General features: G+C 61.4%; 23 protein-coding genes. 18 read left to right on the top strand and 5 right to left on the bottom strand.

From position 1 onward, the window contains the following. The first annotated feature begins 33 nt into the window (after positions 1–33). Genes nifB through draG form a run of 6 tightly spaced genes read left to right on the top strand, consistent with a single transcriptional unit; the run spans position 34 to position 4018 of the window. Positions 34–1545, top strand: a complete 1512-nt coding sequence (gene nifB / locus P8014_RS15815; protein ID WP_337818298.1) for a nitrogenase cofactor biosynthesis protein NifB — start codon at positions 34–36, stop codon at positions 1543–1545. A 13-nt stretch (positions 1546–1558) separates the two neighbouring features. Then, positions 1559–1837: a 4Fe-4S dicluster domain-containing protein gene (locus P8014_RS15810; RefSeq protein WP_337818297.1), complete on the top strand. Its 279-nt coding sequence runs from the start codon at positions 1559–1561 to the stop codon at positions 1835–1837. 32 nt (positions 1838–1869) lie between these two features. Further along, positions 1870–2109 (top strand): hypothetical protein, encoded by a 240-nt coding sequence (locus P8014_RS15805; protein ID WP_337818296.1) that lies wholly within the window; start codon positions 1870–1872, stop codon positions 2107–2109. Next, positions 2106–2519, top strand: coding sequence for a hypothetical protein (locus tag P8014_RS15800; RefSeq protein WP_337818295.1), 414 nt, complete (start codon positions 2106–2108; stop codon positions 2517–2519). Before P8014_RS15805 ends, P8014_RS15800 begins: the two co-directional genes overlap by 4 nt. Positions 2520–2523: 4 nt before the next feature. Next, entirely contained in the window at positions 2524–3111 is a 588-nt protein-coding gene (locus P8014_RS15795) for a nitrogen fixation protein NifQ (RefSeq protein WP_337818294.1), read from the top strand. A gap of 1 nt (position 3112) precedes the next feature. Beyond that, positions 3113–4018 carry an ADP-ribosyl-[dinitrogen reductase] hydrolase gene (draG, locus tag P8014_RS15790; protein ID WP_337818293.1) on the top strand — a complete coding sequence of 302 codons (906 nt, stop codon included), beginning with the start codon at positions 3113–3115 and terminating at the stop codon, positions 4016–4018. A gap of 12 nt (positions 4019–4030) precedes the next feature. Here draG and P8014_RS15785 read toward each other — a convergent pair whose 3' ends face one another. Further along, a complete protein-coding gene (locus tag P8014_RS15785; RefSeq protein ID WP_337818292.1) occupies positions 4031–4891 on the bottom strand; it encodes an SIR2 family protein in 861 nt (286 codons plus the stop codon). Between the two features lie 237 nt (positions 4892–5128). Between P8014_RS15785 and P8014_RS15780 the strand changes: the two genes are divergently transcribed. Both P8014_RS15780 and P8014_RS15775 read left to right on the top strand, forming a co-directional pair. Then, entirely contained in the window at positions 5129–5338 is a 210-nt protein-coding gene (locus P8014_RS15780; RefSeq protein ID WP_337818291.1) for a DUF3079 domain-containing protein, read from the top strand. A gap of 250 nt (positions 5339–5588) precedes the next feature. Next, positions 5589–7844: an autotransporter-associated beta strand repeat-containing protein gene (locus P8014_RS15775; RefSeq protein ID WP_337818290.1), complete on the top strand. Its 2256-nt coding sequence runs from the start codon at positions 5589–5591 to the stop codon at positions 7842–7844. A gap of 76 nt (positions 7845–7920) precedes the next feature. On the opposite strand, the gene P8014_RS15770 is transcribed toward P8014_RS15775, so the two are convergent. The 3 genes from P8014_RS15770 to P8014_RS15760 all read right to left on the bottom strand — a co-directional run bounded on the left by P8014_RS15770 (position 7921) and on the right by P8014_RS15760 (position 13698). Continuing rightward, positions 7921–8553, bottom strand: a complete 633-nt coding sequence (locus P8014_RS15770; RefSeq protein ID WP_337818289.1) for a LysE family translocator — start codon at positions 8551–8553, stop codon at positions 7921–7923. 650 nt (positions 8554–9203) lie between these two features. Continuing rightward, on the bottom strand, positions 9204–12605 hold the full coding sequence (locus P8014_RS15765) for an EAL domain-containing protein (RefSeq protein WP_337818288.1): 3402 nt from the start codon (positions 12603–12605) through the stop codon (positions 9204–9206). 256 nt (positions 12606–12861) lie between these two features. Beyond that, positions 12862–13698 (bottom strand): NAD(+)--dinitrogen-reductase ADP-D-ribosyltransferase, encoded by an 837-nt coding sequence (locus P8014_RS15760; RefSeq protein WP_337818287.1) that lies wholly within the window; start codon positions 13696–13698, stop codon positions 12862–12864. A gap of 163 nt (positions 13699–13861) precedes the next feature. Between P8014_RS15760 and nifH the strand changes: the two genes are divergently transcribed. From nifH to P8014_RS15725, 7 genes are all read left to right on the top strand, one after another. Beyond that, positions 13862–14755, top strand: a complete 894-nt coding sequence (gene nifH, locus P8014_RS15755) for a nitrogenase iron protein (RefSeq protein WP_337818286.1) — start codon at positions 13862–13864, stop codon at positions 14753–14755. A gap of 100 nt (positions 14756–14855) precedes the next feature. Then, the gene (gene nifD, locus P8014_RS15750) at positions 14856–16337 is read left to right on the top strand and encodes a nitrogenase molybdenum-iron protein alpha chain (RefSeq protein ID WP_337818285.1); all 1482 of its coding nucleotides are present in this window, start codon (positions 14856–14858) and stop codon (positions 16335–16337) included. Positions 16338–16438: 101 nt separating this feature from the next. Further along, positions 16439–18010, top strand: a complete 1572-nt coding sequence (nifK, locus tag P8014_RS15745; protein WP_337818284.1) for a nitrogenase molybdenum-iron protein subunit beta — start codon at positions 16439–16441, stop codon at positions 18008–18010. A gap of 67 nt (positions 18011–18077) precedes the next feature. After that, the gene (gene nifT / locus P8014_RS15740; RefSeq protein WP_337818283.1) at positions 18078–18290 is read left to right on the top strand and encodes a putative nitrogen fixation protein NifT; all 213 of its coding nucleotides are present in this window, start codon (positions 18078–18080) and stop codon (positions 18288–18290) included. A gap of 16 nt (positions 18291–18306) precedes the next feature. Then, positions 18307–19014, top strand: a complete 708-nt coding sequence (locus P8014_RS15735) for a dinitrogenase iron-molybdenum cofactor biosynthesis protein (RefSeq protein ID WP_337818282.1) — start codon at positions 18307–18309, stop codon at positions 19012–19014. Position 19015: 1 nt separating this feature from the next. Then, complete coding sequence (locus P8014_RS15730; protein ID WP_337818281.1) at positions 19016–19300, top strand: DUF6129 family protein; 285 nt, start codon at positions 19016–19018, stop codon at positions 19298–19300. An 18-nt stretch (positions 19301–19318) separates the two neighbouring features. Next, entirely contained in the window at positions 19319–20056 is a 738-nt protein-coding gene (locus tag P8014_RS15725; RefSeq protein ID WP_337818280.1) for a 4Fe4S-binding leucine-rich repeat protein, read from the top strand. A gap of 125 nt (positions 20057–20181) precedes the next feature. On the opposite strand, the gene P8014_RS15720 is transcribed toward P8014_RS15725, so the two are convergent. Beyond that, positions 20182–21027 (bottom strand): AraC family transcriptional regulator, encoded by an 846-nt coding sequence (locus tag P8014_RS15720; RefSeq protein WP_337818279.1) that lies wholly within the window; start codon positions 21025–21027, stop codon positions 20182–20184. 287 nt (positions 21028–21314) lie between these two features. Between P8014_RS15720 and P8014_RS15715 the strand changes: the two genes are divergently transcribed. The 3 genes from P8014_RS15715 to P8014_RS15705 are packed head-to-tail and all read left to right on the top strand — an operon-like array spanning position 21315 to position 24327. Beyond that, on the top strand, positions 21315–22202 hold the full coding sequence (locus P8014_RS15715; RefSeq protein ID WP_337818278.1) for a phytanoyl-CoA dioxygenase family protein: 888 nt from the start codon (positions 21315–21317) through the stop codon (positions 22200–22202). 15 nt (positions 22203–22217) lie between these two features. Further along, complete coding sequence (locus P8014_RS15710; RefSeq protein WP_337818277.1) at positions 22218–23423, top strand: Bcr/CflA family efflux MFS transporter; 1206 nt, start codon at positions 22218–22220, stop codon at positions 23421–23423. 55 nt (positions 23424–23478) lie between these two features. Then, complete coding sequence (locus P8014_RS15705) at positions 23479–24327, top strand: oxidoreductase (RefSeq protein ID WP_337818276.1); 849 nt, start codon at positions 23479–23481, stop codon at positions 24325–24327. The last annotated feature ends 604 nt before the right edge of the window (positions 24328–24931 follow it).

The raw sequence follows: 24931 nt of genomic DNA, 5'->3' as shown, positions 1-24931 counted from the left end.
CGCAACGACACTTCAAAGCGCGAGGGCAGACGGATGGAACTGAAGGTGCTCGGTCCGACCGAAGCGGAGGCGCCGCCGCAAAAGGGTTGCTCGGCAAGTGGCTGCGGCAGCAGCGATGATCAACTGGCGCATCTGCCCGATCATATCCGCGAGAAGGTCCACAACCATCCCTGCTATTCGGAACAGGCGCATCATTACTACGCCCGCATGCACGTCGCGGTCGCGCCGGCCTGCAACATCCAGTGCCACTACTGCAACCGCAAATACGACTGCAGCAACGAGTCGCGCCCAGGCGTGGTGTCCGAGCTGCTTACCCCCGAGCAGGCTGTAAAGAAGACGCTGGCGGTGGCGGCGAACATTCCGCAGATGACCGTGCTCGGCATCGCGGGCCCCGGCGATCCGCTGGCCAACCCCGAGCGGACCTTCGCCACCTTCCGCGCGCTCAGTGAGCAGGCGCCGGACATCAAGCTGTGCGTATCGACCAACGGCCTGGCGTTGCCCGAGAGCGTGGACGAGCTGGCGCGCCACAATATCGATCACGTCACCATCACCATCAACTGTGTCGATCCCGACGTAGGCGCCAAGATCTATCCCTGGATCTTCTGGCAGAACCGCCGCATCAAGGGTCGGGAGGCCGCCGCGATCCTGATCGAGCAGCAGCAGAAGGGGCTGGAGATGCTGGCCGAGCGGGGCATTCTGGTGAAGGTCAACTCGGTGATGATCCCCGGCGTCAACGACGAACACCTCGAGGAGGTGAGCCGGACGGTCAAGGCCAAGGGCGCTTTCCTGCACAACGTCATGCCGCTGATCAGCGAAGCCGAACACGGCACCTTCTACGGCCTGATGGGCCAGCGCGGACCGCGCCCCGACGAGCTGCAGGCGCTGCAGGACGCCTGCTCCGGCGACATGAACATGATGCGCCACTGCCGGCAGTGCCGCGCCGACGCGGTCGGTCTGCTGGGCGAGGACCGCGGCGAGGAGTTCACCCTGGACAAGATCGAGGCGATGGACATCGACTACGCCGCGGCCATGGAGCGCCGCGCCGAGGTGCATCGTTCCATCGAGGCCGAGCTGAACCAGCCGAAAGAATCTGCCGCGCCGTTGGTACAGCTGGGCCCGGCCGTCGCGAAGGCGGCTGAGATGGCGGTCGATGCGCGGCCCGTGCTTATGGCGGTGGCCAGTCAGGGCGGCGGCGTGATCAACCAGCATTTCGGCCATGCCCGCGAGTTTCTGGTGTACGAGGCCTCGCCTAGCGGCGTGCGCTTCATCGGCCACCGCAAGACCGACAACTACTGTGCCGGCGGCGATACCTGCGGCGACGGCGAGTCGGTGCTCGCCCGGACCATCGCCGCGCTGGAAGGCTGCGAGGCGGTGCTCTGTTCCAAGATCGGCTACGAGCCCTGGGATCGGCTGGAAGCTGCCGGCATCCAGCCCAACGGCGAGCACGCGATGGAGCCGATCGAGGACGCCGTGGCCGCAGTCTACCGCGAAATGTGGCGCAGCGGCGCGCTCGCGGCGCCGGACGAACAGCAGGTCGTGGCCTGAGGAGGGCAAGCGCATGGCTTTGAAGATTCTCGATTCCTGCGTCAACTGCTGGGCCTGCCAGCCGGTGTGTCCGAGCGAGGCGATCGCCGCCGCACCGCGGCACTTCGTCATCAACGACCGCAAGTGCACCGAGTGCGAAGGCAGCTACGCCGAGCCGCAGTGCGCGAGCATCTGCCCCATCGAAGGGGCGATCGTGAACGCCGCCGGCGAGGCGATGAATCCGCCTGGATCGCTCACCGGCATCCCGCCGGAGCTGATGCAGGCGGCCCAGGCCGAGATCCGGGCGCGCTGAACGCTATTCGAAACGTGTAGGCGAGGTGAACGATGAACATCGATGTCGGGTTGAACGCCGGTTTTCAGGGGCAGGGCGCGCAAGTCGAGCGGTGGCGGCGCGTATGGGCGCGCGCCGGCCGTGGCTGGCGTATGCGCTGCGCGGATCATCGCCGCTGCGCCGAAGCGCGGCTGCGGCTGGGGTTCGAGCGCGTGCCGCCGCGCGTGTGGGCGCGCCATGGCGCGCTGCTGTCGACGGCGCGGATTTCCGCACAGGGGAGGGACATCCTATGACGAACGTATTCGGCTCGACCGCCTGGGGACTGCGGGCCACCGGCATGCCGGCGCACGATCCGGCGGTTGCCGTGGTGGCGGTGGCCGAGGGTGCGGATTTCACGCTCTACGGCTGCTCGCGCCGCGGATTGGAGCTGATCGGCCGCGAGCGCGCGCCGGTCGGCGGCGACGCGTCCGACATCCTGGCGCGGCGGCTGGAGGATTGCGACCTGGTGCTGGGCGCCGAGACCGTTGCCGCGCTGCGCGGACGGCTTGAGCGGGCCGGCGTGGCGGTGCGTCCGCTGGGGGCCGGCGAGCGCCGAAGCGCGGTGCTTGCCGCCTGGCGCGTCTGGCGCGAAGAGGCGGCGATGCTGCCGGCCGTGCACGGTCGTGCGGTGCATGCCGCGGCGCCGGCACTGTTGGGAGCGTGAGGCCATGTCCGCCGGTGCGCTGGCCGAGAGCGGGGCAGACGCGGTCTGCAGGACGCGCTACGACTACTGGATGACGCACGCCTACCGGCGTCGCAACGACGACCTGCTGGCGAAGATGCTGGCCTCCTGGGAAGTCGGCATAGGTGCGCTGCCGGCGCGGCTGGGGCTTGCACGGGAGGCGTTCCACGCGCTGCTAGTAACGCATTTCCCGGGCGCCGAACCGAGTCGGATCATGGATTCCGATGCGGAAGCGGAACGCGAGCGCGAGCCGGAACGCGCCGATCTGGTCGCGCTGCTCGGCGCGCATCGCGCGGGGCTCGAGCCTTCCGAGCTTTGGCTGTCGGGGATCGTGGCTGCCGCCTGCATGGCCGGCGATCACCTGTGGCAGGACCTGGGGCTGTGGTCGAGGTCCGATCTCGGGCGCCTGATGAACGACAACTTTCCCGCCCTGGCGCAGCGCAACGTGCACGACATGAAGTGGAAGCGCTTTTTGTACAAGCAGCTTTGCCAGGCCGAGGGCGTGTATGTCTGCCGCGCGCCGTCCTGCGAGGTGTGCGTCGACTATGCCGAGTGCTTCGGACCCGAAGAATAGGGTGACCGTAGCCGCCGATGCGGATCTGCTCGATCGGGCCCGCGGTGCCTACCTCGGGCTGGCGGTGGGCGATGCCTTGGGCGCCACCGTCGAGTTCATGACCCCGCGCGAGATCCGCGCCACCTTCGGCGTGCACGCTCGCATGCGCGGCGGCGGCTGGCTGAAGCTGCGGCGCGGGCAGGTGACCGACGATACCACCATGAGTCTGGCTCTGGGCGAAGCGGTGATCGCCTGCGGCCGGGTGGATGCAGAGGCGGCGGCGCGGGCCTTCGACGCCTGGATGCGCGCCAAGCCGGTGGACATCGGCAACACCGTGCGCCGCGGCCTGCTGCACTTTCGTCGTACCGGCGAAACCGAGGCGCCGCCGAGCGAACATGATGCCGGCAACGGCGCCTGCATGCGCTGCCTGCCGGTGGCGCTGGCCACCCTGGGGCGGTCAGACGGCGAAGTCGGTGCCGCGGTGCGCGCGCAAGCGCATATTACGCACAACAATCCGCTGTCGGACGCGGCCTGCGAATGCGTCGTACGCATGGTGCAGTGCGCTTTGGGCAGCTCGCCGTGTATCGTCGTCGAACTGCACGGTCTGGCGCGAGAACTCGTCGACTGCCATCCGGAGTTCGAATTCCGCAGGCGCCAGCCGCGCGAAAATCCCAGCGCCTATATCGTCGAGACGATGCAGGCGGTGTTCCAGGCCTTGTTCGATACCGACGGCTTCGAGGCCTGTCTGGTCGATGTGGTCAACCGCGGCGGCGATGCCGACACCACCGGCGCCATCGCCGGCATGCTTGCCGGCGCGCGCGACGGCGCCAAGGCGATTCCCTATCGCTGGGTGCGTGCGCTGGACGGCGAGACGCGCGCGGCCTGCGAACGACAGGCGCGCGCGCTGATTGCCGTCAGCGGTGTTTGAGGCGCCGGCGCTTCAGGCGGGCGCCAGCGCGGTTTCCTCGATCGCGGCCAGCAGGTCGTCCGTATCCGCCTCGACGATCTCGATGCCTTGGCGGGCGCAGAAGCGTTCCTCCTTCGCCGTAGGCTCGGGGATCAAGGCCCAGCCGGCCGGTTCGCCGGCGTTGGCGTAGATCAGGTCGCTCAGCACCATGCGCTCGGTATCGCGCAGCATGCGCAGGCCGACGAACAGATAGCGCAGACCTTTGCGGCGGCGCTTCAGAAAAGCGGGCACGGCGAAGCCGCCCATCAGCTCGGTGATGTAGTCCACGTAATCGGCGTCCGAGGCGATGAAGCTCGGTTCCGGGGTCGGCGAGCCCATGGGTTTGAACAGCACGGGCAGAGCCGGGTCGGCCTCTTCGGTGGTGATTTCCGCGTAGGCGCTGCCGTCGTAGCGGTAGAGCTTGTAGCGGAAGTCGGTGCCGCCGATGCGTGCGATGCCGTGGATCAGCAGATGTGGGCGGTCGGCGTAGAGTTCCTGCAGTTGGGTGTCGCGGTTGATGTCGATGACGTAGGGGGCCTGCAGTTCGGCCAGCGCCGCGTGCAGCGCGCTGCGCGTCCAGCTGCGGTTGGCGTAGGTCTCGGTGAGGAAGCGGTTGACCGTGCTGCGTCCGCGCTTGAGTTCGACGTGCATGGCGGCGCGCGGGAATTCGTACATCAGCCGCGGCGCCATGGGCTGGCCGTTGTTGAGTGCCAGGATCAGCTCTTCGCTCTGGGCCGGAATTGCCTCGCCGCTGGCGGTGTCGGTTACGCCGCGCAATGCGCCCGCGCCGAGGTAGGGGGCGATGTCGCCGGCACGAATGCCGTCGATCAGGTCGTGCAGGAGTGAGTCGTGCATGCGTCCAATCCCGTATGTCTGGATGTCGGTTCCTGTGTTCAAGCAGAAATCGAGCCAGTTGTTAGGGTATTTAAAATCAATAAGTTAATTTGTTTTTGATGATTTTTTGTTGTGATTGGCACAAGCGTTTGGAGTTTTGCCTGCACTTGGTTTGATTCCAATCAAGGTAGGAGAGCGGATATTCACCGAGAATATCCAGCGACGATTATCCGGCCGCAACGATGGAGGCAGCGTCCCGTGGCGAAAAAATTTCCCTTGAATCCCAGTCACCCGGAGCGTATCTGCTGGGGCTGTGACAAGTACTGCCCGGCCGATGACCTCGCCTGCGGGAACGGCACGGACCGCGTGCAGCATCCGGCGGAGTTGTTCGGCGACGACTGGTACGAATGGGGCCTGGAGCCGCTGGAGCAGGCTCAGGGTCCCGCCAAATCCGAAGCAAAACACTGATGCCGGCAAGACCGGTGCGTGTGCCTCTGCGGGTACCCGCTTGCTTAGCCCTCGTCCGACCGGGTACTTTGTGTTCATCCCGGTAGTTCAATTCCTCTCAGTGTCCGTGGACACATGCGTCGCCATGTCTCGTGCACATCGAATTCCGATGGAGCGAATTCGACAGGCAGTGTAATAGCCCGTTAATCACAAGGTCACATGACGCCTTCAGTATCCCTTGATTTGGTTTTCAACACCCAGGGGAGCGTCCATGAAAATAAGAACCGGAGTGATTTTGGTGATCGGCAGTTTGGCCCTGGTCGACGTGAGCCAGGCGACGGCCGGGTCCTTCACGGTGGACAGCGGCGATACGCTGCACTCCGCACAAAAGCTGAAGGATGGCGATACGGGGACGGTGAAATCCGGCGGCACGCTCTCCGTTTCCGGAGACAAGGTTGCGGTCGATATCAAGGGTAGTTCGACGATCGATAACGCCGGAACGATCGAGCAGTCCGGCGACGGCCGCGCCATTCGGGCCAACTCGGGCGGACTGAATCTGACGGTCACCAATCAGGCGGGAGCAGTGATTCGGACGCACGATGCCGACGTCATCCAGATGCACAAGTCCAGCGACAGCGTTCTGTTCGACAACTACGGCACGCTCGATTCCCTGAACGTCTCGGACGGCGGCGCCCAGGCGATCGATTTCAATCATATCGGGACCGGCCTGAATATCCTGAACAACTATGCCAGCGGCGTGATCAAGGCCAGCGAGGCGGATGCCGTGCGTCCCGGCGTCAACGGTGTGATCAACAACGATGGCCTTATCAAGTCGGTGACCGCGACGGATTCGTCGAGCGACGGCGTCGACGCGCAGAGCAACAGCGGCGCGACCATCGTGAACGCTGCCAATGGCGGCGCCGGTGTGGCCGGTACGGGGACGATCGAAGGTGCGCGCCACGGCATCACCGGCGGCAATACCGACACCACGACCGCCGGCAGCTACACCATGAACGTGACCAACAATCTGGGCGGCACGATTCAGGGCGACAACGGGTCGGGGATCAACATCGACGGCTTCAACGGCAATGAGGTGGTGACCATCGTCAATCACGGCACGATCACCGGCAACGGCGTGACCCGCGACGGCGACGCGGTGGACGTCGACGGCCTGGTGAATCTCACCAATACCGGTACGATCAAGTCGCTGCACGCCTATAACGACACCAGCGAGGGCGTCACGGTCGGCGGTGGCACGATCGTCAATTCCGGCACCATCGAGGGCGTCAATTCCGCGACCAACGCCGACGGTAGCGTGAACACGGGTACCGGGCGCGGCATCACGCTGGCGGGGATCGACAAGAATCCGAATACGGACGCTCCCTACAATCCTCCCCAGGGCATCTATGCCGACACGACCGTCACCAACAGCGGCTTGATCAAGGGTGACAGCGACGCGGGTATCGCCGTGACCGGCGCGGCCAACGGCCACACCGTGACGATCGACAATCTGGCCGGCGGCCTCATCGAGGGTGGCGGCAGCGCGGCGACGGTCTATACCGGCGGCAACGCGGCCACCGTCAACGACTACGGCACGATCACCGCCAACGGCAGCGGCAAGGCGGTCGATCTGGGCAGCGGCGACAGCCGCCTGAACATTCTGGGCGGCTCGGCGCGGATCAACGGCGACATCAGCGGTGGTACCGGCAGCAGCAGCCTGAACATCGCCCCGGGCGCCGGCAAGACCTTCGTCTACGGCGGAAGGATCAGCAATTTCTCCGCCGCCAGCGTCGGCGCGGGTCGCGTCGTGCTGAACGGCGCCAACACCTACACCGGGGCCACTTCGGTCAACGGCGGAGTGCTGGAGGTGGGCGACGCCACGCATCAGGGCGCCGGCCTGGCGGGCGGCGTTACCGTGACCGGCGGCGGCGCCCTGCGCGGGCATGGGACGGTTGCCGGGCCGGTCGCGGTGAACGACGGCGTTATCCAGGGCGGAGGTGCGACCCAGCCGGGTAATCTGACCATCGACGGGGCATTGACGCAGGGCACGGACGGCATCGTTCAGGCGCTGCTTCAGGGCTCGGGTTCGTACAGCACGATCAGCGTCAATGGTGCGCTCGGCCTGGACGGCGTGCTCAACATCGCGCTGGTGAGCGGGTTCAACTTGAGCGCGGGTCAGATCTTCGACCTGCTGAACTTCAGTGCGAACAGCCTGACGGGCGGTTTCTCCAACGTGTATCTGGGCAGTCTCGGGACCAATGGGGCGTTCAGCCGGCAGGGCCGGTTCTCCATGACCGGCGGCGAACTGAATTACTTCCTGGGCGGACAGAATTTGAACCTGACCCTGTCGTACAACGATGCTCAGGGGGCGGTCGAACTGAGGGCCGTTCAGGCTTCCGGCAGTGGCGACGTGCCCGAGCCGAACGATCTGGGCATCATGATCCTGGGTCTGGCCATGCTGGGCTGGTTCGGCTGGCGCAGCCGGAAGAATCGAGGCGACGCCGATCATCGCTTCGCGTACGCCTGACTACAGACATAGACGCGGAGAGAGCAGGCCTCTCCGCGTCGGTGCTGGGGGACCGGTTCAGCCGATAGCCGCTCGATCAATAGACACCGCGAACGGCGTTGACGAGGGCCAGAATCCCGATGCCGGCAAAGATCGCGGAAAGAGCGGTGTTCACGATATCCGCGAACACGCCGTTGCCGGCTAGTCTTCTGATGGTCTTGCCGAAAATCGCATAGATGACGAAACACAGCAGCGCGATGATCGCGAATGCCGCGGTCATCGCGAGTACGAGGGTAGGGGAGTAGCTGCCTCGCGGAATCACCTGGGGGAACAAGGCCACGAAAAACATGATCGCCTTCGGGTTGAGAAAGGTGATCAGGAAGACGTCGAGAAAGTCCTTCGAATAGTTCCCGGACGGGGAGATGTTTGTGTTAGCCAGTTTGAAGGGATTGGATCTGTACAGGTTCAGGCCGAGGTAGATGAGATAGAGCCCCCCTGCGGCCATCATGAACCTGAATACGGCGTCGATGCTTTGGGCGATCGCGCTGATCAGCGCGATGGAGACCAGTACCTGCACGACCGAGGCGAGGACGTTGCCCATGGCGGCGGGAAGCGCGCTGACCACGCCGCGTTTCGCCCCTGCGGTCATGGCGAGCAGCATGATGGGGCCGGGGATGATCCCGCCTGCGAAAACCGCAAGACAGTATGTGAGCCACTGGTCGGCAGTCATGACGGCATCAGCCCAAACGCGCCCGAATCCATGGTTAAGTTCCACGGGTAGTGCAATATGAACTGCATGTTACCATTCATTGTGAATGGTTTTTGGGGTGACTAGAACCTATCGCCGACAGAGTCGACGATGCGGCTGCAGGCCTAGTAGGCTGTTGAAATTCTACTCATGCGGCGCGATAGCGCGTCAGAATCGGGCTCTTGTGCTCATTTACACTCTGTAAACTGCGCTTTTTGGCAGGCATGTCCTTATGCCTGCCCGCTACGCGGCTGCCGCGAAAATCCTTTCCAGAAGGATTTTTCGCCCGATTCTTCCTTCTTTCGCACTCGCCTGAGCGAATTTCAACAGCCTGCTAGCTGAATTTGCGTCGGGATCGTGGCGTCGAAGCGCGAATCCGGGCGGGCACACTGCCGCGTGTTTCTATGCGACAGTGCCGCCAAAAGAGGAGAAGTCGATTTCCTCAGCCGTCGCGGTGCCGTTCTTTCGGCCGGGATGGCCCAGCCGAAGTGCCGGGTAGACCGAGCCCTTGTCCATCAGAACCACGCGAGTCCCACCTCGGAGCTGAGGAGTAGCCACCGAATTTCTCGGCGCGCTCGCGGGGACGTTGAGGTTGTCGAACCCTATGGAAGGCATCTCCCAACACTTCGTCATCACTCCTCTGATAAATTGTTGCTACGTGCAATGAACGTTGAGACATCGGCGGCCGGTATTGGCCGACTGAAATAATACCCTTGACCATACTGGCATCCTCGCTGGCGTAGCCAATCCGCCTGGTCTTCGGTTTCTATTCCTTCAGCGAGAGAACGCATCCCAAGATTGTGCGCCAATTGCATCGTAGCAACGACAATCGCCGTACTGTTGCCGTCATGAGGGATGCCGTCGACGAACGACTTGTCGATTTTCAGCGTATCTATCGGGAGTTGTTTTAGGCGGCTCAAGGACGAGTAGCCTGTTCCGAAATCATCCAGCGATATCTTTAATCCGGCTTCGGCAAAGCGCTGCAACGCCGCTTCCATGTGCTGGGGATCGTGGCTTAAAGCGGTCTCGGTGATCTCCAGTTCAATGGCGCTATGGCTCACTCCCGCGTTTGCCAGGGTCGCCATGATGACCTCTGCCACATCTTCGTGCCAAAGCTGGCGGGCGGAGACGTTGATGGCCACGAGAAGCTCCAGCCCTTCTTCTGACCATACGTTGATTTGTCGGCACGCCTCTTCCAGGACCCATCGGCCTATGGGGACGATCAGCCCCATATCCTCGGCAATGGGCAGGAAATCGCCTGGAGGTATGACGTTCCCATCACCGTCTTGCCAACGGAGCAGGGCTTCAACACCTTTGCAGGCGCCCGTGGACAGCTCAATGATCGGTTGGTAGTGAAGGCGAAACTCGTTTCTCTCAAGCGCCGCATGCATGCGACTCACCATGGACACGCGAGCGTTCTGACGTTCGGTCAGTTCTTCGGAATAAAAGGCGTATCGTCCCTTTCCGAGTTCCTTTGCCCGGTACATCGCGATGTCGGCGTACCGGAGCAGGGCATCGGCATCAGGCGTGTCGTGCGGCCAGACGGCGATTCCGATGCTGGCGCCGCTATAGATTATTTGTCCCTCGATGACAAAAGGCTCTCTGAGACGCTCAATCAAACGCTGAGCCTGTCTTGCGGGGTTGAGAAGGCGGGTGACCTGAGAGGTGTCCGGATCGCCGGAAAGCGTGGATGTGTCGGTCATCAACACGATGAATTCGTCGCCGCCCTGACGGGCCACGACATCGCCGCTACGTACGCAGGAACCAATGCGCTCGCCGACTTGGCGTAGCATGTCGTCGCCGGCATGATGCCCCAGAGTGTCGTTTACCAGCTTGAAATCATCGAGGTCGACGAACAGTACCGCAAAAACGGCATTAGAGCGTTCGGCGTGGGTAATCGCCAGTTGCAGCAGATTTGTAAGATTGGCTCGGTTGGGCAAATCCGTAAGTGCATCGTGAAGGGCGCGGTATGCGAGTTCATCCTGTGCCTGTGCGTGACGCACCTGAAGTCTGATGGCTGCGATGCCATAGGCAAGGTTGTTGGCGATTTCCTTCAGAAGCGTTAATTCCTCCTGGTCGAATACGTTGGCATTCTTGCTGTAGAGATTAAGCGAACCGATGATGCTCCCCTCGTTGGTCAGTGGTAGAGAAATCAACGCGGCATAGTCGAGCGAAAAGGCCTGAAGTGACAGATCATCCGGACTGGGGTTCTGTTTCAGGTTCTGTATCAGGTGCGGTTGCTTGTCCCTCATCACACGGCAGGGCAGGCAATTGTTGCTGACGGTTATATTGGCAGCCCGTATCTGTGCGTCGAGCACGGGGTCGGCGTCAGCCCGGCTGATGATGGTGAGTGGTGCCGATTCCTCACCATCAAGCAACCCGACCCATGCGAATTGGTAGATCTGCTCGTCCGTCATGACGTCGCATACACCTTGCGTCAATTCGTTTTCAGTGGCGGCGCGGGTAAGAAGCACGTCCAGCCGATGCAGAGCATCGAGCGCACGACCGGTGCGTATCAGATCCGCCTCGTGTTTCTTCCGGTCGGTGATATCGGTCATCACGCCATGCAACGCAACGATATTTCCGGAAGAATCTTTCTCCCAACTTCCTCTATCCTCGATCCAAAGGGTGGATTTACCGTCGTGACGCCGCATGCGGTAGGTGAGTACGAAGTCCGCTTTACACCGTTTGGCTCTATCGAGTTCCGTGAACGTCTGTTCACGGTCCTCCGCCAAGAGCATCTTTTCCCATAGCTCAGAATCTTCGATGTACTCCGAAGCGCTGACGCCCAGGAGAGTCTCTACCGCCGGACTGACATAGATAGTTCTGAAGTTGCCAGGGTCCGCGACATAGAGAAGGCCCGGAACAGTATCGACAATTCCTTGAATACGGTTCTTGGCAGCCAGAAGCTCGGATTGTCGCGCTTCCAGTTGTTCGGCCATGGTCTTGAAGCTCGAGGCGAGTTCCGCGACTTCGTCGTTACCCGTCCAATTGAGTCGGTTCTTGAAATGTCCTTGGCCGATCCGCTTTGTTATATGGACAAACCGCCTGAGCGGTACAGTCAATCGGTAGCCGAAAAGGATCAGTACCCCTGCCAATAAGCTCATCGCGAAGATGATGATGACTACAGTCTGGAAGGCCAGTTGGCGTGCCGGAGCAAATACAGTCGCTTCCGACTGTTCGATCGCCAGGCCCCAGCCGCGAGTCAGTTGGTTGTCATTGGCCGCATCCTGAACATGCGTCGACAGCATGTAGTGCGCACCGTGCTGGACAAACTGAACGCCCACGTGTGTCCTGGAATTCAGGAGCGCTTTTTGGAAAGTCGTATGGTGCTCGATGTCCGTTGCTGAGTCAGGCATGCCTGAGGCGTAAGCCGACACCAATTGGCCTGTCTGATCAAACAGGTAGACGTGGCCGTTTTGGAAGCCGGCGCTTAAGATCTTGGATAATGCTGAACAACGATATTGAGCTAGGAGTACGCCCTTTACGGGGCCCTTCTGACCATTCGTTGTCGCCTCATGGATAGGGGCGGAAAATAACAGTGTGGTCGTTGAGTTACGGGGGGCGTAGAGTGCATTGGAAACATAGGTTTTGCCCTGCAGTGCTGTGCGGAAAGCGATTTTTGCCGCTGGGCTGTTTAATAACCATGCCGGCAACGGGTGGGAAACGGCGATGCTAAATAGGCTTTGGTGTTTTAGATCGAAAATTTCCAGCCCGGTCCACGGCCCAGTTATTTCCGTACGTTCCTGAAGCTCTCGTTTAAGTTTGGCCTTGTTTTCGGGTGTACGATAATGAGGATTTTCCACATAGGTCTTAAGAAATTCGTCAGCGGATATGACAAGTAGATCACGCTGTGCAGAAGACAGTGTGGTGTTGATATCTCTGAGAATGTGGTGAGCGGCCGTCAGCTGTGCATTGACCGCGCGGACCTGTAAGACGTCATGCACGCGACTGTATATCAGTGACCCTAGGACGGCAGCCGTGGCAAGGGCCGTCATGCCGACCGTTAAGCTGAATTTGGCATTCAGTCGCAATGCTTTCCCCTATTTCTGCCAACGTAAAAATTTTAACTTTAGGGACCTTATAGCCCAGTTCGCCACAATTTAGATCAAGAGTTCATGTCATTTGGTGTTGCTAAGCGGCAACTGGTTAAGTCCGGTGTAATAACCATATGGAGCCACGTAGGCGTCGATCTTCAGCTACCTTTACCCCATTTGTTCCTATATGCCTACTGACAGTTCCAGAAGCGTAAGAAAACCCACGGTAACCACGAAAATTAAGTGTTGTCGCTCAGAACCACGCCAGTTCCACCTCGTACAGCCCCCCGATCACCATGTACTCGTCCTCGCCCTGTAGTCGGCCGGGTAGCAGATCGCTGCCGAACACGATTTTAGCCAGCGGCACCTCGGCGCTGAGGATGTAGTCGCCGAATTCATCGGCGCGCTCGCGCGTGGCAGTGAAGGAATTGAGGTTGTTGAGCAGGAGTACAGCGCGGCGTTTGCCGCGGCGCTCGAGGATTTCGTGTTCCTCGACGCGGCTGACGCCGCGGTAGAGCCGCAGGTGGGTTTTGCCGGGGTGACGACAGGCCAGTTCGTATTGCGCGTAGGCGTAGAGCAGGTCGAGCTGCGCTTCGAGCGCGTTGGTGCCGTAGAGGCCGGCGGCGCGGGCGCGGGCATAGAAGTGGTAAGCGTCTTCCTCTTCACCGCGCAGCGCGGCGGCGTGATGGCGTGCAGTCAAGCCAAAACGGGATTCGACCCAGCCTTTGAGCGCGGCGGCTTCACGGCCGTCGGGGTCGAAGCTCCAGCCGCGTAGGGTGCGCAGGTAGGTGGCGTGCTTGCGCTTGCGCCCGGACAGTCCCGCATCCTCGGGATGTTCCAATGAAAAGCAGGCCGACATGTAGGCGGTGAACTGGCGCGCGCGTTCCTTGGTAGCATCGTGTTCGCGCAGGCGCCGGAACAGTTGCGCATGGAGTTCTTCCACGCCGTCCAGCGGTAGCGGGACGGGATGCCGTTGATATTCCAACCCGCCCAGCACGGCGGCCGGCAGGCTGCAGTGGTTGATCGGCAGGCGGGCCGCTTCGGGCAGCGTGATCTCAGGGGCCGGATTGTCGGTATCCGTACATGCCATGTGGGCTAGTGTCGCGTCAGCTACGTTTCTTTTGGGTTGGTTGTTTTTTAAATAAATCTATTAATATCAATTTGTTGTTTCTGATTTCTCGCGTTGGCACATCGCTTGCTCAGGGAAGGGGGCGTAAGCACTTTACGGTCAATTCCTCAAAGGAGACAAAGCGATGGCTATGCGTCAATGCGCTATCTACGGCAAGGGTGGTATCGGCAAGTCTACTACCACTCAGAATCTGGTGGCTGGTCTGGCGGAGATGGGCAAGAAGGTGATGATCGTCGGGTGCGATCCGAAAGCCGACTCCACCCGGCTCATCCTCCACTCCAAGGCCCAGAATACCATCATGGAGTTGGCGGCCGAGGCCGGCAGCGTGGAAGACCTCGAACTCGAGGACGTGCTCAAGGCCGGTTTCGCCGAGATCAAGTGCGTCGAGTCGGGAGGCCCCGAGCCGGGCGTCGGCTGCGCCGGGCGCGGCGTGATCACCTCCATCAACTTCCTGGAGGAAGAGGGCGCCTACGAGGAAGACCTCGACTTCGTGTTCTACGACGTGCTGGGCGACGTTGTGTGCGGCGGTTTCGCCATGCCGATCCGCGAGAACAAGGCTCAGGAGATCTATGTGGTGGTCTCCGGCGAGATGATGGCCATGTATGCGGCCAACAACATCTCCAAGGGCATCGTGAAGTACGCCAATTCGGGCGGCGTGCGTCTGGCCGGCCTGATCTGCAACTCGCGCAACACCGACCGCGAGGACGAGCTGATCGAGGCGCTGGCGGCCAAGCTGGGCACGCGGATGATCCACTTCATCCCGCGCGACAATGTCGTGCAGCGCGCCGAGATCCGCCGCATGACGGTGATCGAATACGACCCTGCGGCCAAGCAGGCCGACGAGTACCGAGCACTGGCCAAGAAAATTGTGGAGAACACCCAGTTCTGCATCCCCACGCCCTGCACCATGGACGAACTCGAAGATCTGCTGACCGAGTTCGGCATCATGGACGAGGAAGATCTGAGCATCGTCGGCAAGACCGCCGCCGAGGAAGCCACCACGGGGGCGACTGCCTAAGGCGGCGGCTACGGTTGCCGGCCCGTGTCCGGGCCGGCGCTTCTGATTCGCGCGTTCGTCCGCGGATGGGCGGCGGGCGCGGCGTATGGAGATTGCAACGATGACCGAGATGAACCGAGAAGAGACCGAGGCCCTCATCCAGGAGGTGCTCGAGGTCTATCCCGAGAAGGCCCGCAAGGACCGCACCAAGCATTTGGCGGTGAACGATCAGGAACTGGAGAAATCCAGCAAGTGCATCACCTCCAACCGCAAGTCGCAGCCGGGCACGATGACGATCCGCGGCTGCGCCTACGCCGGTTCCAAGGGTGTGGTGTGGGGTCCGGTAAAGGACATGATCCACATTTCCCACGGACCAGTGGGCTGCGGCCAGTATTCGCGTGCCGGGCGCCGCAACTACTACGTCGGCACCACGGGGGTGAACACCTTCGGCACCATGAACTTCACCTCCGATTTCCAGGAGAAAGATATCGTCTTCGGCGGCGACAAGAAGCTGGCCAAGATGATCGAGGAGATCGAGACGCTGTTCCCGCTGAGCAAGGGCATCTCGGTGCAGTCGGAATGTCCGATCGGTCTGATCGGCGACGATATCGAGGCGGTGTCCAAGAAGTCCTCCAAGGAAATCGAGAAGCCGGTGGTGCCGGTGCGCTGCGAAGGCTTCCGCGGCGTGTCGCAGTCGCTGGGCCACCACATCGCCAACGACTCGATCCGCGACTGGGTCCTGCACAACCGCGACGATGACGACAGCTTCGAGACCACGCCCTACGACGTGGCCATCATCGGCGACTACAACATCGGCGGCGACGCCTGGTCCTCGCGCACGTTGCTCGAAGAGATGGGCCTGCGCGTGGTGGCGCAGTGGTCCGGAGACGGCACGCTCTCCGAAATGGAGCTGACCCCCAAGGTCAAGCTCAACCTGCTGCACTGCTACCGCTCGATGAACTACATCTCGCGCCACATGGAAGAGAAGTACGGAATTCCGTGGGTGGAGTACAACTTCTTCGGTCCGACCAAGATCGCCGAGAGCCTGCGCCGCATCGCCGAGCACTTCGACGACACGATCAAGGAAGGCGCCGAGCGCGTGATCGAGCGCTACCGCGCCGAGTACGAGGCGGTGATCGCCAAGTACCGTCCGCGCCTGGAAGGCAAGCGCGTGATGCTCTACGTCGGCGGCCTGCGTCCGCGCCACGTCATCGGCGCCTACGAGGATCTGGGCATGGAAGTCGTGGGTACGGGCTACGAGTTCGGCCACAACGACGACTACGACCGCACCCTCAAGGAAATGGGCAACGCCACGCTGCTCTACGACGATGTGACCGGCTACGAGTTCGAGGAATTCGTGAAGAGGGTTAAACCCGACCTGATCGGCTCCGGCATCAAGGAGAAGTACATCTTCCAGAAGATGGGCATTCCCTTCCGCCAGATGCACTCCTGGGACTACTCCGGCCCGTACCACGGCTACGACGGCTTCGCCATTTTCGCCCGCGACATGGACATGACCCTCAACAATCCCTGCTGGGGAAAGATGAAGGCGCCGTGGACGGAGCAGGAGACGGATACCGAAGCGCTTGCGGCCAGCGCCTGAGCGGAGTCTGCGCCCGGGGTTCGCCCGGGCGCCCAATCCGCGGCAACGATCTTTCATTTTTGCCGTAGTCCACGCATGAGTGGCGCGGCGAGGAGACAACGATGAGTCAGAACGTCGACAACATCCAGCCTTCGTATCCGTTGTTCCGTAACGACGAATACAAGGAAAGCCTGGGCAACAAGCGCGCGAACTTCGAGGAAATGCATCCCGCCGAGAAGATCCAGGAGGTCTTCGAGTGGACCACGACCCCGGAGTATCAGGAGCTCAACTTCCAGCGCGAGGCCCTGACCGTGAATCCGGCCAAGGCCTGCCAGCCGCTGGGCGCGGTGCTCTGCGCCCTGGGCTATGAAAAGACCCTGCCTTACGTGCACGGGTCGCAGGGCTGCGTGGCCTATTTCCGTACCTACTTCAACCGCCACTTCAAGGAGCCGATAGCCTGCGTGTCCGATTCCATGACCGAGGACGCGGCGGTGTTCGGCGGCCAGAAGAACATGTTCGACGGTCTGGAGAACGCCAAGGCGCTGTATAAGCCCGACATGATCGCGGTCTCCACCACCTGCATGGCCGAGGTCATCGGCGACGACCTCAACGCCTTCATCGGCAATTCGCGGAAGGAAGGGCATATCCCGGACGACTACCCGGTGCCTTTCGCCCACACCCCGAGCTTCGTCGGTTCGCACACCACCGGCTGGGACAACATGCAGGAAGGCATCCTGCGTTACTTCACCCTCAACTACATGGAGGGTAAGGAAGTCGGTTCCAACGGCAAGATCAACATCATTCCGGGCTTCGAGACCTACCTTGGCAACTTCCGCGTGATCAAGCGCATGCTGGCCGAGATGGACGTGCCCTATACGCTGCTGTCCGACCCGGAGGAAGTGCTCGACACGCCTGCCGACGGTCAGTTCCGCATGTATGCCGGCGGTACCACTCAGGACGAGGTCAAGGATGCGCCCAACGCGCTCGACACCCTGCTGCTGCAGCCCTGGCAGTCAGACAAGGCCAAGAAGTTCGTGCAGAACACCTGGAACCATGATGTGCCCAAGTTGAATATTCCGATGGGCCTGGAGTGGACCGACGAGTTCCTGATGAAGGTCGCCGAAGTCACCGGCAAGCCGATTCCGGAGTCGCTGGCCAAGGAGCGCGGTCGGCTGGTCGACATGATGACCGACTCCCATGCCTGGCTGCATGGCAAGCGTTTCGCGCTGTGGGGCGATCCGGACTTCGTCATGGGCATGAGCAAGTTCCTCATGGAACTGGGCGCCGAACCGACGCATATCCTCTGCCACAATGCCAACAAGCGCTGGAAGAAAGCGATGGACAAGATGCTGTCCGAGTCGCCGTACGGGCAGGGCGCCACCGTGCACCAGGGCAAGGATCTGTGGCACCTGCGCTCGCTGGTGTTTACCGACAAGCCCGATTTCATGATCGGTAATTCCTACGGCAAGTTCATCCAGCGCGATACGCTGCACAAGGGCAAGGAGTACGAGGTGCCGCTGATCCGCATCGGCTTCCCGATCTTCGACCGCCATCACATGCACCGCGACACCACGCTGGGCTACGAGGGCGCGATGTACATGCTCAGGACCCTGGTCAACGCCGTGCTCGAACGGCTCGACGAGGAAACCCGCGGCATGGGCACCACGGACTACAACTACGACCTGATCCGCTGAGGCGGCAGTCCGGGCCGAGGCGCTTGCGCGCCTCGGCCTTCACGTCCCGCAATGAAGAGGATTGCCCATGCCCAACGTCATGATCAGACGCACTTCCGAAGGCGACCTGTCGTTCTACGTCGCCAAGAAGGACCTGGAGGAAACCATCGCCTCCCTGGAATTCGAGGGTCCCGGTGCCTGGGGCGGAGAGGTCGAACTGAAGGACGGTTCGCGCTACTACCTCGAGCCGATGTCCGCGCCGCCGGATCTGCCCATCACGCTGCGCGCCAAGCGCCTGTAACCCGGAGGGCGACGCCATGAACCAACCCGCGATGCTGACCCGCGAAGCCGCGCTGCGCATCGGCCTTGCCGCGCGCGAACTGCCCGAGCTGGGCGTGCAGGGCCTGCTCGAAGTCCTGCTCGAACAGTTCGGTGCGCCGTTGAGCGAAGACACGCTGAACGGACTCAAGGTCAAGGACCTCAAGACCTCTTCCGCGCTGGCCGCCACGCCGGTCGAGGCGCTCAAGCTCGTCGCCGCCTGCCTGCGCGGCGAGGGGGTGGAGGATCCCGCCCAGCCGCCGCTCGAAGCCTATGCCGAGGGCGACATGCCCGGCTCGGTGCGCGTCGCCTGCGCCTCCAACGGCGGCGACCGGGTGGACGGACATTTCGGCTCCTGTACCCGCTTCCTGGTGTATCAGGTGCTGCCCGGCGAACGGCGCCTGATCGACGTGCGCCGCACCGCCGTGCCCGACGGCGTCGAGGTCGACGACAAGAACGCCTACCGCGCCGAACTGATCGACGATTGCCATGTGCTCTACCTGGCCTCCATCGGCGGCCCGGCCGCGGCGAAGGTGATCAAAAACGGCATCTACCCGATTAAGCTGCGCGAACCGGGTTCCGCCGACGAAGTGCTGGGCGAACTGCAGCGCATCATGGCCGACGCCCCGCCGCCGTGGCTGGCCAAGGTCATGGGTGTGCCGCCCGAGCAGCGCGTGCGCTTCGAGGCCGAGGCGGAGGAGGCCTGAGATGATCGATCCGTCGCTGCCTTCCGACATCGCCAATCAACTCGACGGCCGCGTGCTCGACGAGGACACCGTGCTCGCCCTGCGCGCCGGCTATCCGGAGGTGCACTTCACGGCCTGCTCAGACGACGACGTGCTCGAACCGGTGAAACCGGTCGTCGAGCGGCCGGGTCTGCGCATCTATCTGGTCGACGGCAGCGAGCATTGCCTGAGTCTGACCAGCGATCCTCGAGGTGCGACCGGGCTGCTGCTCGCGGAAGTGGAGCCGGACGCGTGGGGCGAGGAGTGAAAGACTGCCGGATAGCGTATGGGCGGCGCGCCGGACGCTGAGGCGGACTGCAAGGCCTGTCGGCACTCGGTTCTGCGCCAGGCGGAGCGCTGTCGTCCGGACGATGCCTGCGTCGCCGTGCACAGCGGCCGGCGCATCGACCGCTTCTTCCGCCGCAATCCGGAGTTCGCGCCCGACTACGTGGCCGATCCGTTCTGGGAGACGCGCGCCATCGTCGTGCGCTACCTGCCGCATGACGACGTCGAGGCGTTGATCGGCGATCCCGACGAGGCCGTGCGCCGTGCGGTGGCCACGCGCCTGGCCCCGAATCGGCTGTACAAACTGATGCGTGATCCCGACCGCGAGGTACGCATCACCGTCGCCGCGCGCCTGCCCGAAGCCGAACTGCCGGCGCTGCTGGACGACTCGGACTATCTGGTGCGCGCCTGGCTGGCCCGGCGCCTGCCTCCGGCTCAATTGCAGGCGCTCGTCTACGATCGCGACCGTCAGGTACGCAGTCTGGTCGCGCAGCGCCTGCCCGAAGCCCTGTTGCTGCAACTGGCCGACGATCCGGCTGCCGAGGTACGTGCGGCTGTGGCGGCGCGCCTGCCTGCTGAAGCGGCGGCGCGGATGCTGGCGGATGACGACTGGACCGTACGGCTGGCCGCCGTACCGCGGGTGCGCCGCCAAGCCTTGCGCCGCTTGCTGGACGATCCGGTGGAGGAAGTGCGCGAGGCGGCGGGGGAGCGGTTCGGGCGTCTGGCGAGCGTGGGCTAGATGCTGATTTGCCGGCGGGCATTCGCTTGGACTGGAAACCAGGGTCCGTTCGCACCGTGCGAACGGACCCTAGAGTCCCTTATGGGGAACCCGATGTCAGGATGATGCCGTCTGCGCCTCATTTGCTAACCGGCGGTCTTTCGGAATCGAGCCGGTGTTGTCCCGGTAGCTTTCCTGAATTGCCGTGTGAAGTGGCTTTGATCGGCGTAGCCGAACCGCGAGGCGAGTTCGGAGATGGGAATATCCGTCTCCGTCAATAGGCGTCGAGCGGTGTCCATCCGCTGGGAGGCTACATAAGCCATTGGCGTCGTTCCCAGGGCGTCCTTGAACAAGCGAACGAGTTGCGCTTGGCTTATGTGGGCGGCGTCGGCCAACTCAGGCAAACCATACCCTCCGGAGGCACGCTCGTGAATGAATGCCAATGCGCGTTGGAGCCGCCGGTCGGTCCGTTTGGCGCGTCGTTCCTGGCTGTCCAAACCGAAGCGATCCGCCAGAACCGCCAATAGCGCTAAAACACGGCCTTCGAGATAAAGCGATGTGAAGGGGCTGGCGGGCGTATCGGGCGATTCGCATGTCTGCAGGAGTCCCTGTGCTTCAACCCATACCCGTTTGTCTTCCATGCACGTCGGAGCCTGCCAGCGTGAGGGTAGCCCTGCCCCCGTAGCTTCTTCGGGGTCGACGAATAATGCGGCGTACCGCATGGAGCCATGCCCCCGTGACCAGCCTGTCACTTCGGTGCCTGCCGGTCGGAAAGAGACCATTCCTCGGCGCGTGTTCACTGTAGTCGTCGCCCCGTTGACTCGCCGTTCGTATAGCAGTCCGTCCGTCAGTTCCATGAACAGCGTGTGTTGCGTCGATTGGTAATGAAGTGTCGCTTTCTCCGAGCCGATTTGTCGGGAAACGATCTCCAGGGACGTTTTGCCGAGCGAGCAGGAATGCCTGTCGAGCAATGGGGCCTCGTAGTCGCGCATGGCCTCGTGTCCTCCTGATGCAAACGGATCCGTCACATGCCGGGAATTCCCGATATGCCGCCATGTCATGGCCCGAAAGCAATTCCAGTGAAACTCGTTGATATGCGCAATTTAGAATAAAAAACGAGCATTTGGTTCAAAACGGGACCGGCGTGTCATCCCTATGCTCGAGCCTGTACGACTCGTTGACAGTCATTAACCGCACAAAACCGTTTTCCGGACACGGCTGCCGCATCCGGACATATGGTTTGGGAGTGTTGAAAATGTTGCCGACAAACGAGAAATTCATGCTCGACGCTGCTGAAGAATCCCTGTTGCCGACCGAGGCAGACGTGCATTTCTATAAGCGGCATGGCTACTTCGTCTCAGAAAAAATATTTTCCGATCAAGAGATAGACGCGCTCCTCGAAGAGGCGGGTCGGTATTATGGTGGGCACCGGGATCGCCGCATTCCGTTCATTCCGAAAGGTGCAACGTATTGGCGGGAAGGCGATGCAACCGATCTTCGGCAAAACAACTACATCACTTACGAATCCCTGAGCATGAGGGCGATTTTGCTGAAACCGCTCGTTGGCGCAATCGCAGCAAAATTGGCCGAAACTTCGGAATCCCGCCTCTTTATCGACGTACTGCGGTATAAGGCACCCGGGCGAGACAGGAATACGACGATTGGATGGCACATTGATCGCCACTACTGGCAAATGTTCACATCCGATGCCATGTTGGCGGGATTCATTCCGCTGCACGATTGTTACGAAGAGCATGGGACTATCGTGATGGTCGACGATAGCAACCAGTGGCATGAAACCTCGACGCCGGACGAGAGTACGGCCTTGCACTTCGCCCAGCGCGGTCTGAACGACCTGGAGCAGCGGCTGGCGATTGAAGCGAAGGCCAACAATGCGGACATCAAGACCGTCCCGATTCGATTGAACAAAGGACAGGTGTGTTTTCACAACAGCCTGACTTACCACGGCAGTTTTCCGAATGTTTCGGAACGTCCGCGGCAGACCATCTCTTTGCATTTCCAGGACAAGGAGAACCGATACCGGCGTTATCCGCTGCCGTCAGGTAACTTGGCGGCACATCATACGGAACAACTGTGCGCACGGCTCGACAACGACGATCCGGACTACACGGATCCGGAGTATTTTCCGGTTTTATGGGCCGGATGATCGGGTGCGGACGCTGTGCAAAATACTATTTCGATCGCTGAGAAACGAACCGCATTGACGGGGTATCTCATGCTGATCAGCTTGTTCGGCATGATGGCGGTCGATATCTTTCTGCCGGCCCTGCCGACCATGGCGCAAGCGCTGCACGTTTCGGATGCGGCCATTCAGGCGATCTTCCCGGCGTACTTCGCGGGGGTCGCGTGCGCGCAACTGTTTTGCGGGCCACTGTCGGATCACTACGGCCGCAAGCCCATCTTGCTTGTGGCGCTTGCCTTGGGCGTATTGGGATCGTTGATTTGCGGCATGACCGACACCTATCACGCGGTCGTGCTCGGGCGCTTCGTGCAAGGCTTGGGTGCCGGGGTGGTCATCGTGCTTTGGCGCGCCATCGCGTTCGACGTTCTGGACAAAGATGCCGCCTATCGCATGATCGCGACAATCACGCCAGTGATCGTGATCTCGCCAGCCATCATGCCGATCATTGGCGGTGGCATTCTGGCCTATCTCGGCTGGCGTAACATCTTTATCGCCATAGGTGTGGTATCGGCGTGCGCATTCCTGGTCACGGCAGCGGTGTTGCCCGAAACCTGCCGACCGACACCTGAGATCGGGGTGGTCAGCCGCATTTTGAGGTCCTACAAGACTTTTTTCGGTTCGCCGTTTTTTCTCTTCAGCGCATGGACACTGTCTACCGTCTATGCCGCCTACTTTCTGTACATCGCGCAATCTCCATTGGTGTTCGACCGCATGGGTTATACGCCAACGCTAATTTCCGTCCTCTACGTGCCTGTCGCGGCCTCCTTCGCTTTGGGTAGCACGGCGGGGAAAAAGCTGCGAACCCGTTTCTCGACGGAACGTCTCCTTGGGCTAGGCCTGTCAATGTTCGTGATAGGGGCTGCGGGTGTCGTCATTTTCTGTCGGGTTCCAGGGCTGCATCTCACGCCCATCTTTTTGGGGGCATTCTGTGTTCTGGTCATGGGGAACGGGGTGACGCTGACGGTCGGTGTAGCACGGCTCATTGCGGGATTCCCCGGCAGAGAAGGTGCGTCATCGGCAACGCTTGGCTTGATACAAAGTCTGGCGACGATTCTCATGACGAGCGGCATGGCGCTTGGCAACGCGCATCTGAGTCTTTCGGACAGCCTGGCCACCCTCTTTGGCGTCTGCATCATGAGTGTGCTGCTGGTTTTCGTGCCGTTTATGAACCGGCCCGCCGCGTAACTGTCGCATCGCTTTTTCTGATTTATAGGGTGGCTTTCATAGACGAGGTACAGAAATGAATGATGAAGAGGAACCTGTTTGGTTCGTCACGGGGTGTTCGACGGGATTCGGACGTGAAATCGTGCGGCATGTGCTCGATCGGGGCTATAGGGCCGTGGCAACGTCTCGTAATCTCAAGGACATAGAAAATTTGGGTAACGACGCGGCCGAGCGCATTTGTAGATTGAAGCTCGATGTGACATGGCCGGATGAGATCGCCGCCGCCGTAGCGGTGGCTGAGGAACACTTTGGGCGCATCGATGTGCTGGTCAATAATGCCGGCGTCGGCTATTTCGGCGCTATCGAAGAGAGCGATCAAAACGATGTGCGGCGTATGTTCGAAGTCAATTTTTGGGGGCTGGCCAATATGACGCGTGCGGTGCTGTCCGGAATGCGCAGGAGACGCGCCGGGCATATCGTCAATCTGTCTTCGATCGGCGGTGTGCGCGGCGGCCCGGCCGTTGGCTATTACAACGCCACGAAGTTTGCGGTGGAGGGGTTTTCGGAAGCGCTGGCAGCCGAGGTCATGCCGCTTGGTCTGAAAGTAACGCTGGTCGAACCTAGCGGGTTCCGCACCGATTGGGCGGGGCGTTCCGCGCGCGAGGCAGATACATGGATCGACGATTATGCCCCGACCGCCGGCGCTCGCCGGCTTCAGTTGCGCAGCGGCAGCGGTAAGCAACCAGGCGATCCGGCACGTGCCGCCTCGGCGATTCTTGCCGCAGTCGAAGCGCCTGAGCCGCCGTTGCACTTGCTGTTGGGAAATTTCGCCTTGGAGGCTGGGCGACACAAGGTCGATGCATTAGCGCGGGATTTCGAAGCGTGGGCTGCTGTCAGCGAGGGGGTGGATTTTCCGGTGAGATGAGCAACGGTGCTTGCCAGCATTGTTTCCTCAGAACCTCGAAGAGGTGTGTTATTCGTTGAAACTCATAGTTTGAGATACATGACGTGGTTGATCATAAAGCAGTATTTGGGTAGCGTTTGCGAACAAGTGTCAGGCACGTTGGATGAGTGGATGCGGCACGCGAATGGTTCGGACGCTTGGTGAGCGTTGGCCAGTTGCAATCAATCGCTGCTATGGGATTCGGCAGGGATATCCCTGGTTCGCTAAGTCCCGCCATGCTCATTTCAGATAAGCATTGCTCGTACTCAATAAGGCAAAAGGCAAGACCTGGCTCCAGAGCCGCTCATTCTCATCCATCCGGTCATGGCTGCTTAAGCGCTTAAATCAGGCCTCAGCGATCTGTAGCGCTGCTTTCCGCCGATGCCCGTCGTCCGTCGGCATCGGCAGGTTGTTTCACTCCGCTCTATAAACAATATTTAACTTGTGGTATTCATGGCTCTTGCAGGTGCGTCGCCTGCAGGCGGCGACCGACGACGACAGCTACGTCGGCGCCTGCTCGGACATCGACACCGAAACCCTCGGCCGCTACGCCGCCGAACTGAACCGGCCACGCAAGGAGCCCGCA

This window comes from Acidihalobacter sp. (assembly GCF_037381185.1).
Taxonomy (GTDB): domain Bacteria; phylum Pseudomonadota; class Gammaproteobacteria; order DSM-5130; family Acidihalobacteraceae; genus Acidihalobacter_A.
The sequence above is the reverse complement of the archived record's forward strand: the minus strand, read 5'-3'. Positions and strand labels throughout refer to the sequence as shown.

Bases quoted from the DNA above. Each gene is read 5' to 3' on its own strand.
- nifT (WP_337818283.1), top strand. From the start codon at position 18,078: ATGCCCAACGTCATGATCAGACGCACTTCCGAAGGCGACCTGTCGTTC.
- nifD (WP_337818285.1), top strand. From the start codon at position 14,856: ATGACCGAGATGAACCGAGAAGAGACCGAGGCCCTCATCCAGGAGGTG.
- P8014_RS15725 (WP_337818280.1), top strand. From the start codon at position 19,319: ATGGGCGGCGCGCCGGACGCTGAGGCGGACTGCAAGGCCTGTCGGCAC.
- P8014_RS15810 (WP_337818297.1), top strand. From the start codon at position 1,559: ATGGCTTTGAAGATTCTCGATTCCTGCGTCAACTGCTGGGCCTGCCAG.
- P8014_RS15795 (WP_337818294.1), top strand. From the start codon at position 2,524: ATGTCCGCCGGTGCGCTGGCCGAGAGCGGGGCAGACGCGGTCTGCAGG.
- nifK (WP_337818284.1), top strand. From the start codon at position 16,439: ATGAGTCAGAACGTCGACAACATCCAGCCTTCGTATCCGTTGTTCCGT.
- P8014_RS15805 (WP_337818296.1), top strand. From the start codon at position 1,870: ATGAACATCGATGTCGGGTTGAACGCCGGTTTTCAGGGGCAGGGCGCG.
- P8014_RS15705 (WP_337818276.1), top strand. From the start codon at position 23,479: ATGAATGATGAAGAGGAACCTGTTTGGTTCGTCACGGGGTGTTCGACG.
- P8014_RS15735 (WP_337818282.1), top strand. From the start codon at position 18,307: ATGAACCAACCCGCGATGCTGACCCGCGAAGCCGCGCTGCGCATCGGC.
- P8014_RS15720 (WP_337818279.1), bottom strand. From the start codon at position 21,027: ATGCGCGACTACGAGGCCCCATTGCTCGACAGGCATTCCTGCTCGCTC.
- nifB (WP_337818298.1), top strand. From the start codon at position 34: ATGGAACTGAAGGTGCTCGGTCCGACCGAAGCGGAGGCGCCGCCGCAA.
- P8014_RS15715 (WP_337818278.1), top strand. From the start codon at position 21,315: ATGCTCGACGCTGCTGAAGAATCCCTGTTGCCGACCGAGGCAGACGTG.
- P8014_RS15775 (WP_337818290.1), top strand. From the start codon at position 5,589: ATGAAAATAAGAACCGGAGTGATTTTGGTGATCGGCAGTTTGGCCCTG.
- P8014_RS15770 (WP_337818289.1), bottom strand. From the start codon at position 8,553: ATGACTGCCGACCAGTGGCTCACATACTGTCTTGCGGTTTTCGCAGGC.
- P8014_RS15785 (WP_337818292.1), bottom strand. From the start codon at position 4,891: ATGCACGACTCACTCCTGCACGACCTGATCGACGGCATTCGTGCCGGC.
- P8014_RS15800 (WP_337818295.1), top strand. From the start codon at position 2,106: ATGACGAACGTATTCGGCTCGACCGCCTGGGGACTGCGGGCCACCGGC.
- P8014_RS15760 (WP_337818287.1), bottom strand. From the start codon at position 13,698: ATGGCATGTACGGATACCGACAATCCGGCCCCTGAGATCACGCTGCCC.
- P8014_RS15730 (WP_337818281.1), top strand. From the start codon at position 19,016: ATGATCGATCCGTCGCTGCCTTCCGACATCGCCAATCAACTCGACGGC.
- nifH (WP_337818286.1), top strand. From the start codon at position 13,862: ATGGCTATGCGTCAATGCGCTATCTACGGCAAGGGTGGTATCGGCAAG.